Genomic DNA, 16,627 nt, shown 5'->3' with positions numbered 1-16,627 from the left:
GTAACTTGTCAAATATTATTTTTGAGGTTACATTGCCGGCTCACAGGACTACGCCCGATGACGACGCCGACCCCCACCGACTGGCCCCCGCTGATCGCCGGCCAGCCCGCGCTCGACCTGCTCAACACGCTGACCCTCGAGGGCGGCGCCTTGGTCGAGCACCTGACCGACGATGCCGCCGCGGCCGCGTGGCTGAGCCGCGCGAGCGGCCACGCCCAGGCGCCGCAGCCGCACCTGGCCGAGCGCGCGCGCGCGCTGCGCGAGGCGATCCGCGCGGCGGTGGAAGCGCGCAAGCAGGGACGGCCGGTCGCGCTGGCGCCACTCAACGCGCTGCTCGCGCACATGCACAGCCACTGGGTGCTGGAGCCGGGCGAGGACGGCGCCGCGGCGCGGCGCGCGGCCGTCGGCGATCCCGCCTGGCGCGCGCTGGCGCCGCTCGGCGAGGCTGCGGCGCAGTTGCTGGCCGAACTCGACTTCGCCTTGGTGCGCCAGTGCGAACACAGCGACTGCGTGCTGTGGTTCCACGACACCACCAAATCGCACCGGCGCCGCTGGTGCGCGATGGCGTTGTGCGGGAACCGGCATAAGGTCAGCGAGTTCCGCAAGCGGCGGGGTGGGTGAGCGGCGAAGCGCCGAATGCATTCATGCGCGGGCGTGGCGATAGATAGGTTTTGCGACGATTCCTCCACGACGTCATTCCCGCGAGGGCGGGAATCCAGAGGCTTCAGAGTCGTGCCGCAGTGAAGCGCTGGATGCCCGCTTTCGCGGGCACGACGGCGGGTAGGTTCGCGATGACTCCCGCACGCCGCAGAGCGCCGCCAACGCCGCCGGTCCAAGTGCCCGCAATTCAGCCGAAAGTGCCGACCGCGCGCTCCGGCTTTGCCGGGCAGGGCCATCGGCCCGCCCAAACCAACGGCCCACGACACCGCCCCGCGCCCTGCGCTAGTCTCGGCGGTTTCCATCGGGGACCGCACCGCCATGAATCTCTCCCGCCTGAGCCTGAGCCTGGCGCTCGCCGCCGCGCTGGCCGCGCCGTCCGCCTTCGCCGCCGGTGCCGCCGCGCCCGCCGCCAAGTCCGCGGCGGCCAAGCCCGCGGCCGGCAAGCCCGTGCTCGGCGATTTCGGCGTCGACCTCGGCGCGCGCGATACCGGCGTCAAGCCGGGCGACGACTTCAACCGCTACGTCAACGGCCATTGGCTGGCGACCTACCAGTTGAAGGACTACGAGACCTCCTACGGTTCGTTCAACAAGCTGCGCGACGATTCCGAAGCCGACGTGCATGCGATCATCGACGAACTGGTCAAGCGCAAGGACCTGGCGCCGGGCAGCGAGAAGCAGAAGCTGCGCGATTACTACGCCAGCTACATGGACCGCGCCGCGCGCGACGCCGCCGGCATCGCGCCGCTGCAGCCGGTGCTGGACAAGATCGCCAAGATCGATTCCACCGGCGCCTTGATCGCCGCATTCGGCGATGTAGATCTCGACGGCACCAACGCGCCGCTGCGCTTCGGCGTCGACCTCGACCGCAAGGATCCGGACCAGTATCTGGTCGGCTTGCGCGTCGGCGGCCTGGGCCTGCCGGACCGCGATTACTACCTCAACCCGGACGCGCGCTTCGTCGGCATCCGCACCGCGTACCTGGCCCACATCGAGCGCATGCTCGGTTTCGCCGGAGTCAAGGACGCCAAGGCGCGCGCGCAGGCGGTCCTGGACCTGGAGACCGCGCTGGCCAAGCCGCAGTGGGAGCGCGCGCAACTGCGCAACCGCGACAAGACCTACAACGTCTCCAGCTTCGCCGAACTGGCCAAGCAGTACCCGGGCTACGACTGGGCCGCGCAGCTCAAGGCGCAGGGCATGCCGGCGATCGACAAGGTCAACGTCGCCACGCCGAGCGCGGTGCAGCCGGTGATCGAGGCCGTCGCCAAGACCCCGCTGCCGGTGTGGCGCGATTACCTGGCCTTCCACGCCGTGCGCAACAACGCTGCGCTGCTGAGCCGCGAGATCGACGACGCGGCCTTCGCCTTCAACGGCACCGTGCTCAGCGGCCAGAAGGCCCAGCGCGACGACTGGAAGCGCGCGGTCGCCACCGTCACCGGCAGCGACGCGCTCGGCGATGCGATGGGCAAGCTGTACGTGGAGCGCCACTTCTCGCCGCAGGCCAAGGCGGCCATGCAGCAGTTGGTGGAGAACCTGCGCAAGGCGCTGCGCGCCAACATCGAGAAGATCGACTGGATGGGCGCGGACACCAAGACCGAGGCCTACCGCAAGCTCGACAGCTTCCGGCCCAAGGTCGGCTACCCGGACAAGTGGCGCGATTACTCCAGCGTGAGCATCGTGCCGGGCGACCTGATGGCCAACACCTTGCAGATGCGCCGCTACCAGCGCGCCGACCAGGTGCGCCGGATCGGCACCCGCACCGATCGCGACGAGTGGTTCATGACCCCGCAGACGGTCAACGCCTACTACAACTCGACCTTCAACGAGATCGTGTTCCCGGCCGGCATCCTGCAGGCGCCGTTCTTCGACCTCAACGCCGACGCGGCGGTGAACTACGGCGGCATCGGCGCGGTGATCGGCCACGAGATGGGCCACGGCTTCGACGACCAGGGCAGCAAGTCGGACTTCGCCGGCATCCAGCGCAACTGGTGGACCGACCAGGACCGCAGCCGCTTCGAGCAGCGCACCAAGGCGCTGGGCGCGCAGTACGACGCGTTCTGCCCGCTGCCGGGCCAGTGCGTCAACGGCCAGCTGACCATGGGCGAGAACATCGGCGACCTCGGCGGCGTGTCGATGGCCTACACCGCCTACCAGCTGAGCCTGGGCGGCAAGCCGGCGGCGAAGATCGACGGCTATACCGGCGACCAGCGCTTCTTCCTGTCGTGGGGCCAGATCTGGAAGGGCAAGTACCGCGACGAAGCGCTGCTCAACCAGATCAAGACCAACCCGCATTCGCCGTCGCAGTACCGCGCCAACGGGCCGCTGCGCAATTTCGACCCGTGGTACCAGGCGTTCGAGGTGAAGCCGGGCGACGCGATGTACATCGCGCCGGAGCAGCGCGTGCGGATCTGGTGATGCGCTTGGGATGAGGCGCGCCGTTGCGGGCGCGCCGATGGATTGAAACGCACGGCCCGCGGTTGCGGCCGTGGCGAGCGAAAGGCGGGTGCGGCGGCCGATGCGGTCGCCGGCCCGCCTTTTTTTTGCGGTCGCCTTGCTTGATCGCGGTTGCGTCGTGGTTGTGGTGGCGCGGTCGCGGCTCGCGCCGCTCCTACATGGGCTGCCTTTAGGAGCGGCGCGAGCCGCGACCGCGAAAACGCAAGCGCCGCGCCGCTAAACTCGCGCGATGGTTTACCTCGGCCTGTTCCTGATCGCCTTCATCGCGGCCACGCTGCTGCCCGCCCAGTCGGAAGCCGCGCTGGCCGCGGCGATCGTCGAGGGCTATGCGCCGTGGTTGCTGGTCGCCGTCGCCACCGTCGGCAACGTGCTCGGCTCCGCCGTGAACTGGTGGCTCGGCCGCGAGTTGAACCGTTTCGGCGATCGTCGCTGGTTTCCGGTCAAGCCCGCGCAGCTGGCGCGGGCGCGCGGCTGGTACGGCCGTTACGGCCGCTGGAGCCTGCTGCTGAGCTGGGTGCCGGTGATCGGCGATCCGCTGACCCTGGTCGCGGGCGTGATGCGCGAGCCGTTGCGGACGTTCGTGCCGCTGGTGGCGTTCGCCAAGCTGGCGCGTTATTTGGTCGTGGCGGCGGTCGCTCTGCGCTGGGTGTGAGCGATCGCGCCGCGGCGCAGCGTCGCCGGTTGCGTGGCGGCATCCTCGCGACCCGCGGCGCCTGCCGTCATTGCGCGACGCGGCAGCTGACGTCCAGCGACACCGAGGCGCCGCCGGCCAACTCGCCCAGGGTCACGCCCGCGCCCATCAGGTCGGCCACGGCGACCGTGGCGGCGGGACACGCGGCGCCGGCGCACGCCACCGGATCGGCGCACGCCAGCCCGGCCAGTGCGGCGTCGCGGACGATCGCGCCGGTCGCCGCGTCGGGCCCGTGGTTGCTGACCTGGATGCGGTAGGTGGAGACGGTGCCGGCGACCACGTTGTCGTCGGGCTGGTCGCCGGGACCTTGCGCGGGCGTGTTGGTCACGGCGATCGCCAGGTCCGAAGTGTTGGCCCGGGTGTTGGTGAAGGTGCAGCTCAGATCGTCTTCGTCGGCGAGCGCGAGCGCGAACGAGGCGCCGTCGCCGCGCGGCGCTTGGCCGCCGGCGCGCGCGTTGGTGCAGGCGTAGGCGCTGCGGTAGCGGCCGAGATCGGTTCCCGGCGCGCTGGCGGCCGCGGTCTCGCTGAGCACATACGTCCCGCCGCCGTTCGCCGCGACCAGCAACGCGGGCGGCGAGGTCACCTGCGCGCCGCTGCCGGTGGTGGTCGCGCTGACCATGCCGGCCGGCGCCGGCGGCGCGATGCTCAGCGCGAATTGGTCGCCCTCGCCGGCGCGGCCGCTGGGCGCGAAGGCCTTGTTCAAGCGGATGCGCGCGGCGGGCAGGGCGGTCACCGAGATTTCGTCGTGCAGGGCGATGCGGGTGATCGCGGAGCCGCGGCTGGAATCCGAATCGGGCCGGTACAAGCCCCACTTGGGATAGCCGAAGGCGCCGGTGGCGGTGGGGTCCAGGGTGACGATGCCGGCGACGGCGGCCCTGCGGGTGAAGCCGCTTTCGCCGGGCAGGCGCAGGTCGGCGGTGAAGTAGCCGGTCGGGGTATCGGCCCACAGCACGTCGAAGCGAAGATCGATCCAGGCGTTGTCGTAGGGACGTATGTCGTTGATCAGGACCGACTGGGTGTTGGCGTAGCGCAGCACCAACTGGTTGCGCCTGACGCCGACGAACATGTCGGCCCCTCCCTGGGTGTGCTTGAACTGCCAGACGATGTCGACCGACGCGATGCGGCCCGCCGTGTAGTCTTCCCAGTCCTTCAGCATCACGCTGAAGGCGTAGCGGCGATGGTCGCCGCTGCGGTATCTCGCCGGCAGCGTTCTCAATGCGGCGCTCTCGCTGCGCGGTTTGCCTTCGGAGACGTAGGCCGGATCGTCGAGCACGACCTTGTGGGCGATGGCGTAGCGGCCCGCGCGCGCGGTTTCGCTGACGAAGATGGCATCGGCCGCGCTGGCGTCGCTGGTGTTGAGGTCGGGAATGCCCGAGTCGATCGTCCCGGTCTCGTAATCGACCCGGAGCAGTGGCGTTTGCGCATGCGCGCTCGCGCAGGCGAGTGCGAACATCAGCGCGGCGACGACGCGGCGCGACGCGCTGCGTGCTGGCGTCGGCGGGGAGGCGGAAAGGGGATTCGACATGGCTCGGCTTCGCTCCGCAGGGACGGTGTGCGGCGGGCGCCATGCCGCTCGCGGTGCGCAGCTTAGCAAACCGGCCTGGCCGGACGAGCGCGGAAAACGCCGGGTTTTCGCGCGGTTTCCCGTTCCGCTGCGGCCTGTCTGCCGCGATCGCAGGCGATAGGCATATCGAAAGCACATCGAGGCGTCGATGCCGCATGCGAATCGCGCTCGCCGGCGGCCTCCGGCTGCGCGGCCCCACGCGGCCGGGCGCAGCGAACGATGCTAAAATCGTGCCCTTCGCTGCAACCACGAGCCGCCGCCATGAGCACCGCCACCGCCTTCTATCCCATCGGCACGCCCGGCCAGGCCTGGGGGCCCGCGGAGGTCGCCGAATGGCGTTCGCGCCAGATCCGCCATCGCAGCTACTTCGATGAAGTGGCGAGCGTCATCGAGCGCCTCGGCGAACGCTACGAGAAGGTCCAGTACGGCGAACTCGACTACGGCGCCGACGGCCGCTTCCCGCTGTTCGCGCTGAAGAGCCGCAACTGGGACGACGCGCTGCCGACGATGCTGGTCACCGGCGGCGTGCACGGTTACGAAACCAGCGGCGTGCACGGCGCGCTGTTGTTCCTGGACCAGGACGCCGGCGCCTATGCCGGCCGCATCAACCTGCTGGTGGCGCCGTGCGTGAGCCCGTGGGCCTACGAGCGCATCCATCGCTGGAACCCGGACGCGATCGATCCGAACCGTTCGTTCCGCGACGACAGCCCGGCCGGCGAATCGGCCGCGCTGTGGGCGCTGGCGGCGCCGCTGCGCGCGAGCGCGCTGATGCACATCGATCTGCACGAAACCACCGACAGCGACGAATCCGAGTTCCGCCCGGCGCTGGCCGCGCGCGACGGCAAGCCCTACGAGCCCGGCGAAATTCCCGACGGCTTCTATCTGGTCGGCGACAGCGAAGATCCGCAGCCGCGGTTCCAGCAGGCGATCATCGCCGAAGTCGAAAAGGTCACCCACATCGCCCCGGCCGACGCGCGCGGCGAGATCATCGGTTCGCCGGTGGTCGCGCGCGGCGTCATCGACTATCCGGTGCGCAAGCTCGGCCTGTGCGCCGGCATCACCGACGCGCGTTATCGCACCACCACCGAGGTCTATCCCGACAGCCCGCGCGCCACGCCGGAGCAGTGCAACCAGGCGCAGGCGGCGGCGGTGCGCGCGGCGATCGACTTCGCCCTGGCGCAGGGCTGAGTGGCGATGAAGGCGCGCGCGTTGGTCGCGGCTTTGGCCTTGTCGGCGTTATCGACGTTGTTCGGCGCGGCCGGTTGCGCGCGCGCGCCGGACGGGACCGTCGATCCGTTGGCGGGCACGCAGCCGGTGCGCGGCGACGTCGCCTTCTACCTGGTCGCCGAGGACGGCGCGGCCGACGCCAGGACGCTGCCGGTGCTGCGGCCGTTTCCCGGCCAGGAACCGCGCGTGGCGTTGAAGCCGATGCCGGCGATCGCGCGCGGCCAGATCGCCCAGGTCGCGCTGAGCACCGACGAAAACGGCCAGGCCTCGCTGGACCTGCGCTTGAACGAAGAAGGCGCGCGGCGCCTGGCCCAGATCACCCGCGACAACCTCGGCAAGCGCATGGCCGTGGTGGTCGGCGCGACGGCGGTCAGCGTGGCGACCATCCAGGGCGAGATCCCCGGCGGCCGCCTGCGCATCGGCGGGCTGGCGCAGGGCGATGCGCAGGCGCTGCATCGCGAGTTGACCGTGGCGAAGTGACCGGGCGCGCGGCGCTCAGTCCGCGGCGGCCAACGCATCGACCGCCGCGACCCACTCCTCCAGCCATCGCGAATGCTCCAGGCCGTCGCCGAACTGCGGCTCGGCGTCCTCGCGGCGGCGCAGCTGCAGCGGCCACTGGCGATAATCCACCGCCTCGGCGATCGCGGCGAGCTCGTCGAGGTCCAGGTCGTCCTCGTACAGCGCGTCGAACAAACGCGCCCACAGGCCTTGCTCGGTGCGCGCCAGGCATTCGGGCGCGTCCGGCGCCTCGATGCTGAAACGCAGGAATTCCAGGCCATCGCGCCGTTCGCGCACGCCGAGCGCCCACGAATGCCAATCCCACAACGGGATCAGTTCCGCCGCATCGGGGATGCCGGCACCGCGATAGACGTAGAACGGATCGCCCGAACGGCACCGCCATAGCGCGGGATGCGGCAGGCGGCCCGCGGCCATCGCCAGCAGGGCCGGCGACAGCGGCAGGGCATGCAGACGCGGCAGGCGCTCGGATTCGGCGACGACGGGCATGACGGCGCACGCGGGGACGGTGGCCGACTATAGACCGGCGGCTTTGGCGGTCGCCACGCGATCCGCGGCGCATTCACGAAGCGCCGGGCGCACCGGTAGCGGGCGCCGCCGTGGCGCGTCGCTGCGGTACGGCTGGCGGCTGCCATCGCCGGCCCGATATGATCCCGGCCGGACGAGGGCGGTCGCTGCCGCGCATACCGTGCGCGCAGGACGGGCGGCACCGATCCGACAGGATTTCAGGGGGAACACGGATGCGTTGGCTGAGTTGGAAGCTTTGGACCGCCGCGGGCTCGGCCGCGCTGGTGGCGACGCTGATCGTGACGGCATGGCGACAGGAGCCCGCGGCGGCGCAGCCGGTCGAACCGGCCGCGGCGGCGCCGGCTGTACAGGGTCCGGTCGGCGGCGCGCCGGCGTTCGCGTCCGCTTCGTCGGCGGCGCGCGCCGCGCCGTGGCCGGCTGCTGCGGCCGACAGCGGCGGCGCCTATGCGCTGACCGAAGGTCCGCGTTACCGCCCGACCATCGCCGATCCGGCCCTCGGGTACATGGGCTACCAGCTCTTCGGCACGGTCCTGGCGGGCGACGTCACCGGCGACGGCCGCGACGATCTGGTCGCGACGACCGAGGACGGCACGATCCAGGTGTTCGTGCAGCAGCCCCAGGGCGGGCTCGCGTTCCCGCCGCAGATATGGGCCTTCCCCAACGGCGGCCGCCTTCAGCAGAGCTCGGCGATGCTGGTCGATCTCAACGGCGACGGCGCGCTCGACATCGTCAGCCAGCCGCCGTCCTTGCCGCAGATTCCGCCGCCGTCGGCGCTGAATCTGTTGCTGTCCGACGGCCGCGGCGGACTGGCGTTGCGGCAGGTGCCCGTGCCGCCGTCGGGTTCCGGCGAGACCGGGATCGGCTATGCCATGGACGTGGACCAGGATGGCCATGAGGACATCGTCGGAGCGGTCCATCGTCCCGGCGCGCCCGCCGATTGCGGACGCCCGGCCGGCGAGCTTTGCCGCTGGCTGCGCACGCTGTACGGCGACGGCCGCGGCGGCTTTCGCGAGAGCACCTTCGTGCCGCTGGGGCTGCCGCTGACCTCGGTGGTGGCCACGCTCGACTTCGACGGCGACGGCCGCCGCGACTTGATTTATCGCCCGCACGACGGGATGACGGTCGGTTCCAGCCGTTTGGCGTGGCGCCGGCAGCTGCCGCAGGGCGGGCTCGGCGCGGAAGCGGTGCTGGGCGCGTTCCCGCCCTGGCCGTCGATGACGGTGGCGCTGGGCGACTTCAACGGCGACCGCCGGCTCGACATCGCCACCGGCAGCCGCCAGGCCGGAACCTCGACCGTGGCGCTGCGCCTGGCCGACGGCAGCTTCGCCGCGCCGCAGCCGTATCCGGCGTTCGTGGTGGGATCGGAATTGCAGGTTGCCGATTTCGACGGCGACGGACGCACCGACGTGGTTTCGGTGCAGCATCCCGACAGCGTCGGCGAAGACGAGGACGTGCTGGCCTACCAGTTGCAGCGCAACGGCGGGTTGAGCGCGCCGCAATGGAATGGCGCCTCGCACGGCCTCACTCAGATCCGCGGCGCGGGCGTTCTGGCGCATGGGGATTTCAACGGCGACGGCTGCCGCGACGTGGCGGTGGGCGCCAATTACGAAGGGCTGATGGTCTATTACGGCAGCGGCTGCATGCACGCCCCGGTGAGTTCGCAGGATTGCCGGATCGAGCAGAGCGCGCCGCTGGCGGCCGCGGCGCCGGCGGCGCTGGCGAGCCCGATGCCGGTGGCGGCCCGCCCGGCCGGCCGCGCCGCGGCGCTGGCCGCGCCCGCCGGGCGCACCGTCTACGCGCCGGCGCGCGCGTCCTGGCGCGCGCTCGCGCGGCAGCGCGAACGCTGAGCCCGGCCGCAGCGAACTCAAGGAGAAACGAACGATGCGCGGATTGAGTTGGAAACTGTGGCTCGGTGCCGGTCCGCTGGCCGTGGCGAGCCTGTTGCTGTGGTGGCGCGCGCCGGACACGGCTGCGCCGCCGGCGCCGCGGGCAGAGGCCCCGGCGGACGCCGCATCCGCGGCCATCGGCGGCGCGCCGCGTCCGGCGAGCGCCGCGACGCCGGCGAACGCGCCGCCCGGCGGCGGCGCCGCGACGCAGTCCGGCGGCTACGCCCTGACCGAAGGGGCGCGTTACCGCCCGGCGGTCGCCGAGGGCGGCATCGGCTACCAGGGCTATCAGATCTTCGGCCAGGCGGTGGCCGGCGACGTCGACGGCGACGGCCGCGACGACGTGGTGGTGGCCGCCGCGGACAACAGCGTGCAGGTGTTCCTGCAGCAGCCGCAGGGCGGGCTGCCGTCGTCGCCGCAGGTCTGGCGCTTCCCGCACGACGGGCTCTACCGGCAGATGAAGCTGCAGCTGATCGATCTCAACGCCGACGGCGCCCTGGACATCCTCGCCTCGCGCGATCGTTCCGAGAGCACCGGGCTGGCCGCCGGGCTCAACGTGCTGCTGTCCGACGGCCATGGCGGCCTGAGCCTGCGCCAATGGGTCGGCGACGCCATGCTCGGCAGCACGATGGACGTCGACCAGGACGGGCTCGACGACCTCGTCACCATCGTCTACCGCGGCAGCTTGGCGGGCGACTGCGCCGACGTCGCCGACCTCTCCGGCGCCTACTGCACGCGCCTGCGCGTGCGCTACAGCGACGGCCAGGGCGGCATCCGCGAAACCGCCGAACTGCCGCTGGGCAAGCCGGTGGCGCAGGTGGTGGACGCGGTGGATTTCGACGGCGACGGCCGCCGCGATTTCGTCTACACCGACGCGGATGCCCCGTACGGCATGCGTCGGGCGATGTGGCGGCGGCAGTTGCCGCAAGGAGGCCTCGGCGAGGCCACGCTGCTCGGCTCGTGGCCGGCCTTCATACCGCCGGAGGCGACCGTCGGCGACTTCAACGGCGACGGCCGCCCGGACATCGCCACGGGCGGTTATCTCGACGGTTCGGCCAACGTGTACCTGCAACTGGCGGGCGGCGGTCTGTCCGCGGCGCAGCCGTATACCGCGCGATCGGCGAAGTCGCAGTTGCTGGCCGCCGATTTCGATGGCGACGGCCGCACCGACCTGGTCTCGGTGCAACGGGCGTCCGACGATCCGGAGCCCCAGGCCGTGCTGGCCTATCACCTGCAGCGCGACGGTGCGCTGTCCCCAGCGCAATGGAACGGCACTTCGCACGGGCCGACCCAGATCGGCGGGCACCGCAACGAACTCGCGCACGGCGACTTCAACGGCGACGGCTGCCGCGACGTGGTGGTCGCGGCGGACTACGAGGGCGTGATGTTCTATTACGGCAGCGGCTGCGCCCAAGCCGCGATGAGCTCGGACGACTGCCGCATCGAGCAGACCTCGATGGCGCCGGCCGCGGCGTTGGCGTCGATGGCCGCGGCGGCCTCGGCGCCGGTCACGCCGCTGCCGCCGGTGCGGGTGCAGGCCCCGCCGCTGTGGTCCAAGCCGCAGGCCCGCGCGCAGCTGCGCGTGCCGGTGCGGATGCAGGGCGCGAGCCAGGCCCAGGCCCGCGGGCGGGTGACCTCGCGCCCCAAGCGCGTGTTCATCGCGCCGACGCGCACCCATTGGCGGATGCTGCGCAAACTGCGCAACCGCTGAGCGCGCGGTCGCGGCCGAATGCGCGGCGCGGCGCTTTGGCCGCGACGACGGTCGATCGCCCGCCGCGCGCCGGCTTTGCCGCGGCGCGTCTGGCGGCGGCCGTCCGCGGGCCGATATGATGCCGGCCGGCGGGACGGCCGGCGTTGCGATACCCACCGAATCGGGTGGGCAGGGGGCAGCCGGCGACGATCCCGCCCGATTCCTCAGGGGGAACACGGATGCATGGGCTGACTTGGAAGTGGTGGATCGGCGTGGGCTTCGGCGCGCTGGTCGCGGCGATGATCGCGATCGGGTCGTGGGCGCGCGGGCCGGCGGCGCTGGCGGTCGCGCCGCAGCGCGAAGCGCAGGCGCATGAGGCGGTCGCGATAGGCGCCGCTCCGGCGCCCGCGCGCAGCCAACCGGCATCGACGCCGGCCGGGATAGGTAGCCAGGGCGCGGCCGCCTCGGCCAGCGGCGGCTACGCGTTGACCGAAGCCGCGCGCTATCGGCCGAACCTGCCCGGCAGCGCCACCCGCTACAGCGATTTCAGTGCGGTCGCGGTCGGCGACGTCAACGGCGACGGCCGCGCCGACGTGGTCGCCACGACCATGGATCACAGCCTGCAGGTGTTCCTGCAGCAGCCGCAGGGCGGGCTAGGTTTCCCGCCGCTGGTGTGGCGCTATCCGAACAGCCTGTCGCGGCCGACGCGCCTGTTGCTGGTCGATCTCAACGGCGACGGTGCGCTGGACATGGTCACCCAGCGCTGGGCGGCGGGGCAGGGCGGCAATACGCAGGACGAGGCCAATGCGCTGCTGTCCGACGGCCGCGGCGGCTTCAAGCCGCCGCAGCCGTTCCAGCCCGACAGCGGCGTGGACGGCTGGAGCGGGGTCGACGTGGATCACGACGGCCACCAGGACATCGTCGGGATCGACATGAGTCCGGCCGCGCAATGCTCGGTTCCGCCGCAGGACGGATGCTGGCGCTTGCGCACGCTGTACGGCGACGGCCGCGGCGGGATCCGCGAAGTCGGCACGACGCCGTTGCCGCGGACCAACCCCCGCATCGAGAGCGTGCGCGACTACGACGGCGACGGCCGCAGCGACATCGTCTACACCGAGACCGCCTACGCGAGCGCCGCGATCCGCCTGCTGTGGATGCGGCACCTGCCGCAGGGCGGGTTCGCCGCGCCGGCGCTGCTGATCGACGCGATCCCGCTCGGGCCGACCAAGGAACTGGCGCTCGGCGATTTCAACGGCGACCGCCGGCTGGATCTGGCCATCGTCAGCGCCCAGCAGGAGTACTCGGTGGTGTATTCGCAGCAGGCCGGCGGCGGCTTCGCCGCGGCGCAGCCGGTGCCTGCGCTGGAGCTGCCGAAGTCGCGCATGCTGGTGGACGACTTCGACGGCGACGGGCGCAGCGACCTGGTCGCGATCCGCCAGATCGATGCGTTCAACGATCCTTCGCTGGTCGCGCTGGGCTACAACCTGCAGCGCGACGGCGCCCTGTCCGCCACGCAATGGAACGGCAGCTCGCGCACGCTGCCGCAGTTCTCGTCGCCTTTGCGCCAGATCGATCACGGCGATTTCAACGGCGACGGTTGCCTCGACGTGGTCGCGGCGGCATCCGATCAAGGGCTGGCGTTCTTCTACGGCAGCGGCTGCGCGCAGGCGCAGGTCAGCTCGTTGGACTGCCGGATCGAGCAGAGCGCGCCTTGGGCCGCGGCGTTGCCGGGCATGGGCCGGTTCGCGGCGGCGGCCTCGCCGGTGGCCGCGGCGCGGGTCGCTCCGGCGCAGGCCGGGCCGGTGCCGGCGGCGGGCCGGCGCGCCGCGGCCGCGAGCCTGGGCACGTCCGCGCACGCGCTGCGTTTGCAGCAGCGTTAGCCCGGGCGCGGGCGCCGTGTCGAAACCGGCGCCGCAGGTTCGTCGTCATGGCAAGGGCCGGCCAGCCGGCCGGCCCATCGCCGCAACGACGGAGTCGCCCATGCGCTTTCTTTCCCTGATCCGAATCGACGAAACCACCGCCCGCCCGCCGAGCGAACAACTGCTGGCCGACATGGGCCGGCTGATGGAACAGATGACCCGCGAGGGCGTGCTGATCGAGACCGCCGGCCTGCAGCCCAGCGCCCAGGGCGCGCGCCTGCGCCTGCGCGGCGGCCGCATCGCCGCCACCGACGGACCGTTCGCCGAGAGCAAGGAAGTGATCGGCGGCTACGCCCTGCTGGAGGCCGCCGACCTCGACGAGGCGCTGGCCCACACCCGCCGCTTCCTGGCCGTGCACGGCGAGGGCTGGGACATCGAATGCGAAGTGCGGCCGCTGATGGCCGACGGCGCCTGCGGCTGATCCGCCCGGATCGGCAAAGAATCCCTGCAGGAGCGGCGCGAGCCGCGACCGCGACACTTCGCTTGCGATGAAAGCATCGCCGCGGTCGTGTTGTCGCGGACGCGGCCCGCGCCGGTTCCCACAGGGCAAGTCGCGACATTCTGCGTGCGGGCGCGGCGATGCTAGGCTTTCGCGCCGGCCGATGCGGCCGGTTCCTTTCGCGATACGGAGATCCCGCACGATGAAGCGTCTCGTTCCGCTGGCCTGGCTGGCCTGCGCCCTGTTGCCCCTGGCCGCGTTCGCGGCCGACGACGCCGCGTTGGAGAAGGGCCTGACCGACGCGATGCGCTACGACCGCGCCAAGGGCGAGCGCGCCGCGCCGTCCGGCCCGGCCTTGCAGGCCTACATCCAGGCCGGCTACCTCGAACTCAAGCCGAGCGTGCGCGCCGACTACACCGATTACCGCCTGCTCAAGAAGCCGGCGCCGTTCATGGGCCAGACGTTGGTGATGGTGGAAGAGGAATACATGACCCAGTACATCGGCTGCTGCGTCGACGAAGGCGTCAGCGCGGTGGTGCGGGTCGCCGGCAGCACCGCGGCGATGGAGACGTTCGCCAAGGCCAACGCCTGCTCGTTCGAGCCCAAGTACGATCCGGCCGAAGCGCTGACCGCGAACCGCCTGGGCATCGGCCTGCCGCCGGGCAAGTACGCCAAGCTCAGCTGCCACGAGCGCGACGCCAATCCCTGACTTCGGCCGTCCCCTGTAGGAGCGGCGCGAGCCGCGACCGCGACAACGCAGCTACGTCGATGCCTTCATCGTAGTTGCGTTGTCGCGGTCGCGGCTCGCGCCGCTCCTGCAGGGGCTTCGGCAGCGATGCTCGGGTGCCGCAGATCCGCAGTGTGCCGCGGACGCGTGGCGCGTCCGCGCTCAGCGATTGACCGCCGGCCCGTTGACTCCGACGTAGCCGTTCGCGCAACCGGTGGTGCAGGTGGTCGCGAGCATGTTGTAGACGATGCGCCCGGCGTTGGTCTTGGAGCGGAAGTGGCCGACGCCGCCGCTGGTGTCGCCGCCGCCGATGTTGTACGGACTGCCGTCGCTCCAGTCCCAGTCGTAGGCGTAGGCGGCCGAGCCGAAGCCGATGTCGACCTGCGCCTTGAGGTTGCTTGCGGCGGCGAACAGCGCGCTGTCGGCGCAACCGGCCGAATAGCTGGTGGTGAAGCACTGGATCTGGTCGTAGCGCCCGGCGGTGATGGTGTAGAAGGCGATGGACGAATACATCGCCGGCATCGCCCGCAGGCTGTTGCTGCCGCTGCCGGTCCAGCGGTTGTAGCCGTAGAAGGCCACGCCGGTGCTCGGGTACAGGCCGAAGGTGTAGTAGTCGTACGGGAATACGTAGGCCTCGGCGTTGCAGGTCGGCGCGTACGGCGACTGGTAGCCGGTGCTCAGGCAGGTCTGCAGTCCGCGCAGGCCGCCGCCGATGTTGACGAAGCGGCGCACGCTGGCCTGGTAGCCGTGGTAACGCAGCATCGCCAGCGCCATCGACGAGCCCAGCGAATGGGCGACGATGTCGACCTGGCCGCGGCCGGTGTAGAGCTTCACCTTGTCGATGAAGGTCTTGAGGATCTGGTACTTGGCCGGCTGGTGGTAGTTGTACTGCGCCGCGCCGCGCTCGTCGGCGTCGAGGTAGGTGATGCCGAACAGTTCGCAGTCGTTGTAACCGCGCGCTTTGAGTTCGTCGTAGACCGACAGGGCCGGCGTCGCGTAACCCGACACCGCGGCCGGCGGCATGTCGAAGCTGATCGCGCCGTCGCCGTTGCCGGCGATGAACACCACCGGCGTGCGCGTGGCGACGCAGTCGCCGCCGCCGAAGCCGCCGCTGCCGACGCCCGGGTTGAAGCCGCCGGCGTATTGGCTGGCCGCGCCCTGGCAGGTGTAGCCGTTGTTGGCGCCGCAATCGAGCGCGTGCGCGGCGCCCGGCGCGAGCGCGGCGAGGCCGCCGGCGGCGGCCAGGGCCAGGCTCGCGGCGCTGGCGCCGATCCAGTTCAGTGTGCTGCGGAACATGCGCGTTTCCCTCCCCGGGGTGTGTGCGCGGCCGCGGCGGAGTCCGGGCCGGTCCGAACATCGCCGCCGATGCTGGACCCGCTCGGCGGGCTTGGGTATTGCACCAAAGGGCGGGGTGGCCGGGGGCGCCCTCGCGCGTCCGCGCCGCGGCGGCAAATGCGCGGGGCGTCGTTGGCGCGCCGGCAGCGCAGGGACGGCGTGCGCGCGAACGTTACGCGTGGCGCACGCGGGCCTGCATCGGCGCCTTGCGCATCGCCACTTTCCGGCCTTGGCGCCGTCCTCGATGCAGCGACCGAACTCGCCTTCGCGGAATTTCGGCGACATGTGCTCATCGGTCACCCGCTGGGCGATCGCGTCGGTCACCCGGCCGTCCATGCCCGCGCCGGTGTGGATGCGCACGCGGCCCAAGGCGTACCCTGTCGGCGGACGGACACGGAGCGGCGCAATGGCTACGAAGACGATGACGGCGGTGGCGTGCGCGGTGTTGGCGCTGACCGGCGCGGCGACGGCGGCGCAGGCGGCGGCTGCGGCAGCGGCCGCCAAACCGGCCCAGCCCGCGCCGCAGGCCGCGGCGACGGCCTACGATCCCGCGCTGGCCGCGCGTACCGGCGCGGATGCGCAGGGCATGCGCAAGTACGTGCTGGTGATTCTCAAGACCGGACCGAATCCGATGCCCGACGGCGAACAGCGCAAGGCGATGTTCGCCGGCCACTTCGCCAACATGGAGCGGCTGGCCAAGGCCGGCAAGCTGGCCCTGGCCGGCCCCTTCGGCAAGGACCCCGACGGCTGGCGCGGCCTGTTCGTGCTGGCGGTGGACGACGTCGAGCAGGCGCGCGCGCTGGTCGCCAGCGATCCGGCGGTGGCGCACGGCGAGTTCGTCGCCGAGTACCACCGCTGGTACGGCTCCGCCGCGACGATGCTGATTCCGGAGCTGCACGAGAAGCTGCAGGCGCCCGCGGCGCCGGCCAAGTAGCCGCAAAGCTGCCGCCTGCCGCGGCGTCGACCGGGCGCCGCCGCGGCGCGGGCATGCGTT

14 protein-coding genes and 1 pseudogene are annotated in these 16,627 nt (G+C 71.6%); 11 read left to right on the top strand and 4 right to left on the bottom strand.

What is annotated here, in order from left to right; translation table 11 throughout:
• Positions 1 to 57: 57 nt before the first annotated feature.
• The 3 genes from RDV84_RS22105 (at position 58) to RDV84_RS22095 (ending at position 3,763) form a co-directional block, all read left to right on the top strand.
• Complete coding sequence (locus RDV84_RS22105; RefSeq protein WP_057947204.1) at positions 58 to 621, top strand: CGNR zinc finger domain-containing protein; 564 nt, start codon at positions 58 to 60, stop codon at positions 619 to 621.
• Between the two features lie 357 nt (positions 622 to 978).
• The gene (locus tag RDV84_RS22100; RefSeq protein WP_309151610.1) at positions 979 to 3,072 is read left to right on the top strand and encodes a M13 family metallopeptidase; all 2,094 of its coding nucleotides are present in this window, start codon (positions 979 to 981) and stop codon (positions 3,070 to 3,072) included.
• 268 nt (positions 3,073 to 3,340) lie between these two features.
• Entirely contained in the window at positions 3,341 to 3,763 is a 423-nt protein-coding gene (locus RDV84_RS22095; RefSeq protein ID WP_057947207.1) for a YqaA family protein, read from the top strand.
• A gap of 67 nt (positions 3,764 to 3,830) precedes the next feature.
• Here the strand turns inward: RDV84_RS22095 and RDV84_RS22090 are convergent, their stop codons facing one another.
• Positions 3,831 to 5,255 (bottom strand): heparin lyase I family protein, encoded by a 1,425-nt coding sequence (locus RDV84_RS22090; protein WP_309151609.1) that lies wholly within the window; start codon positions 5,253 to 5,255, stop codon positions 3,831 to 3,833.
• 372 nt (positions 5,256 to 5,627) lie between these two features.
• Between RDV84_RS22090 and RDV84_RS22085 the strand changes: the two genes are divergently transcribed.
• Complete coding sequence (locus RDV84_RS22085; protein WP_078999942.1) at positions 5,628 to 6,554, top strand: M14 family metallopeptidase; 927 nt, start codon at positions 5,628 to 5,630, stop codon at positions 6,552 to 6,554.
• A 39-nt stretch (positions 6,555 to 6,593) separates the two neighbouring features.
• The gene (locus RDV84_RS22080; RefSeq protein ID WP_309151608.1) at positions 6,594 to 7,073 is read left to right on the top strand and encodes a SecDF P1 head subdomain-containing protein; all 480 of its coding nucleotides are present in this window, start codon (positions 6,594 to 6,596) and stop codon (positions 7,071 to 7,073) included.
• A gap of 15 nt (positions 7,074 to 7,088) precedes the next feature.
• On the opposite strand, the gene RDV84_RS22075 is transcribed toward RDV84_RS22080, so the two are convergent.
• On the bottom strand, positions 7,089 to 7,598 hold the full coding sequence (locus RDV84_RS22075; protein ID WP_309151607.1) for a hypothetical protein: 510 nt from the start codon (positions 7,596 to 7,598) through the stop codon (positions 7,089 to 7,091).
• Between the two features lie 251 nt (positions 7,599 to 7,849).
• Here RDV84_RS22075 and RDV84_RS22070 point away from each other — a divergent pair, with 251 nt between their 5' ends.
• The 5 genes from RDV84_RS22070 (at position 7,850) to RDV84_RS22050 (ending at position 14,280) form a co-directional block, all read left to right on the top strand.
• Positions 7,850 to 9,484, top strand: a complete 1,635-nt coding sequence (locus tag RDV84_RS22070; RefSeq protein WP_309151606.1) for an FG-GAP repeat domain-containing protein — start codon at positions 7,850 to 7,852, stop codon at positions 9,482 to 9,484.
• A gap of 34 nt (positions 9,485 to 9,518) precedes the next feature.
• Positions 9,519 to 11,234 (top strand): FG-GAP repeat domain-containing protein, encoded by a 1,716-nt coding sequence (locus tag RDV84_RS22065; protein WP_309151605.1) that lies wholly within the window; start codon positions 9,519 to 9,521, stop codon positions 11,232 to 11,234.
• Between the two features lie 218 nt (positions 11,235 to 11,452).
• Positions 11,453 to 13,093 carry an FG-GAP repeat domain-containing protein gene (locus tag RDV84_RS22060; RefSeq protein WP_309151604.1) on the top strand — a complete coding sequence of 547 codons (1,641 nt, stop codon included), beginning with the start codon at positions 11,453 to 11,455 and terminating at the stop codon, positions 13,091 to 13,093.
• Positions 13,094 to 13,193: 100 nt separating this feature from the next.
• Positions 13,194 to 13,553, top strand: a complete 360-nt coding sequence (locus RDV84_RS22055; RefSeq protein WP_309151603.1) for a YciI family protein — start codon at positions 13,194 to 13,196, stop codon at positions 13,551 to 13,553.
• Positions 13,554 to 13,773: 220 nt separating this feature from the next.
• Positions 13,774 to 14,280, top strand: a complete 507-nt coding sequence (locus tag RDV84_RS22050) for a hypothetical protein (RefSeq protein ID WP_309151602.1) — start codon at positions 13,774 to 13,776, stop codon at positions 14,278 to 14,280.
• Between the two features lie 180 nt (positions 14,281 to 14,460).
• Here the strand turns inward: RDV84_RS22050 and phaZ7 are convergent, their stop codons facing one another.
• Both phaZ7 and RDV84_RS27025 read right to left on the bottom strand, forming a co-directional pair.
• Positions 14,461 to 15,594, bottom strand: coding sequence for an extracellular native short-chain-length polyhydroxyalkanoate depolymerase PhaZ7 (gene phaZ7, locus RDV84_RS22045; RefSeq protein ID WP_309151601.1), 1,134 nt, complete (start codon positions 15,592 to 15,594; stop codon positions 14,461 to 14,463).
• Positions 15,595 to 15,870: 276 nt separating this feature from the next.
• Positions 15,871 to 15,993: pseudogene (locus tag RDV84_RS27025) on the bottom strand (TPM domain-containing protein); the annotation flags it as partial.
• Positions 15,994 to 16,039: 46 nt separating this feature from the next.
• Between RDV84_RS27025 and RDV84_RS22040 the strand changes: the two are divergent.
• A complete protein-coding gene (locus RDV84_RS22040; protein ID WP_309151600.1) occupies positions 16,040 to 16,567 on the top strand; it encodes a YciI family protein in 528 nt (175 codons plus the stop codon).
• The last annotated feature ends 60 nt before the right edge of the window (positions 16,568 to 16,627 follow it).

Origin of the sequence: Lysobacter yananisis (genome assembly GCF_031199375.1) — a bacterium.
In the GTDB taxonomy this organism is placed as follows: domain Bacteria; phylum Pseudomonadota; class Gammaproteobacteria; order Xanthomonadales; family Xanthomonadaceae; genus Lysobacter; species Lysobacter yananisis.
The sequence above is the reverse complement of the archived record's forward strand: the minus strand, read 5'-3'. Positions and strand labels throughout refer to the sequence as shown.

Excerpts from the sequence above, each read along its gene's own strand:
- RDV84_RS22105 (WP_057947204.1), top strand. The coding sequence starts at position 58 with ATGACGACGCCGACCCCCACCGACTGGCCCCCGCTGATCGCCGGCCAG.
- RDV84_RS22075 (WP_309151607.1), bottom strand. The coding sequence starts at position 7,598 with ATGCCCGTCGTCGCCGAATCCGAGCGCCTGCCGCGTCTGCATGCCCTG.
- RDV84_RS22085 (WP_078999942.1), top strand. The coding sequence starts at position 5,628 with ATGAGCACCGCCACCGCCTTCTATCCCATCGGCACGCCCGGCCAGGCC.
- RDV84_RS22050 (WP_309151602.1), top strand. The coding sequence starts at position 13,774 with ATGAAGCGTCTCGTTCCGCTGGCCTGGCTGGCCTGCGCCCTGTTGCCC.
- phaZ7 (WP_309151601.1), bottom strand. The coding sequence starts at position 15,594 with ATGTTCCGCAGCACACTGAACTGGATCGGCGCCAGCGCCGCGAGCCTG.
- RDV84_RS22055 (WP_309151603.1), top strand. The coding sequence starts at position 13,194 with ATGCGCTTTCTTTCCCTGATCCGAATCGACGAAACCACCGCCCGCCCG.
- RDV84_RS22065 (WP_309151605.1), top strand. The coding sequence starts at position 9,519 with ATGCGCGGATTGAGTTGGAAACTGTGGCTCGGTGCCGGTCCGCTGGCC.
- RDV84_RS22090 (WP_309151609.1), bottom strand. The coding sequence starts at position 5,255 with ATGTTCGCACTCGCCTGCGCGAGCGCGCATGCGCAAACGCCACTGCTC.
- RDV84_RS22040 (WP_309151600.1), top strand. The coding sequence starts at position 16,040 with ATGGCTACGAAGACGATGACGGCGGTGGCGTGCGCGGTGTTGGCGCTG.
- RDV84_RS22095 (WP_057947207.1), top strand. The coding sequence starts at position 3,341 with ATGGTTTACCTCGGCCTGTTCCTGATCGCCTTCATCGCGGCCACGCTG.
- RDV84_RS22070 (WP_309151606.1), top strand. The coding sequence starts at position 7,850 with ATGCGTTGGCTGAGTTGGAAGCTTTGGACCGCCGCGGGCTCGGCCGCG.
- RDV84_RS22060 (WP_309151604.1), top strand. The coding sequence starts at position 11,453 with ATGCATGGGCTGACTTGGAAGTGGTGGATCGGCGTGGGCTTCGGCGCG.
- RDV84_RS22100 (WP_309151610.1), top strand. The coding sequence starts at position 979 with ATGAATCTCTCCCGCCTGAGCCTGAGCCTGGCGCTCGCCGCCGCGCTG.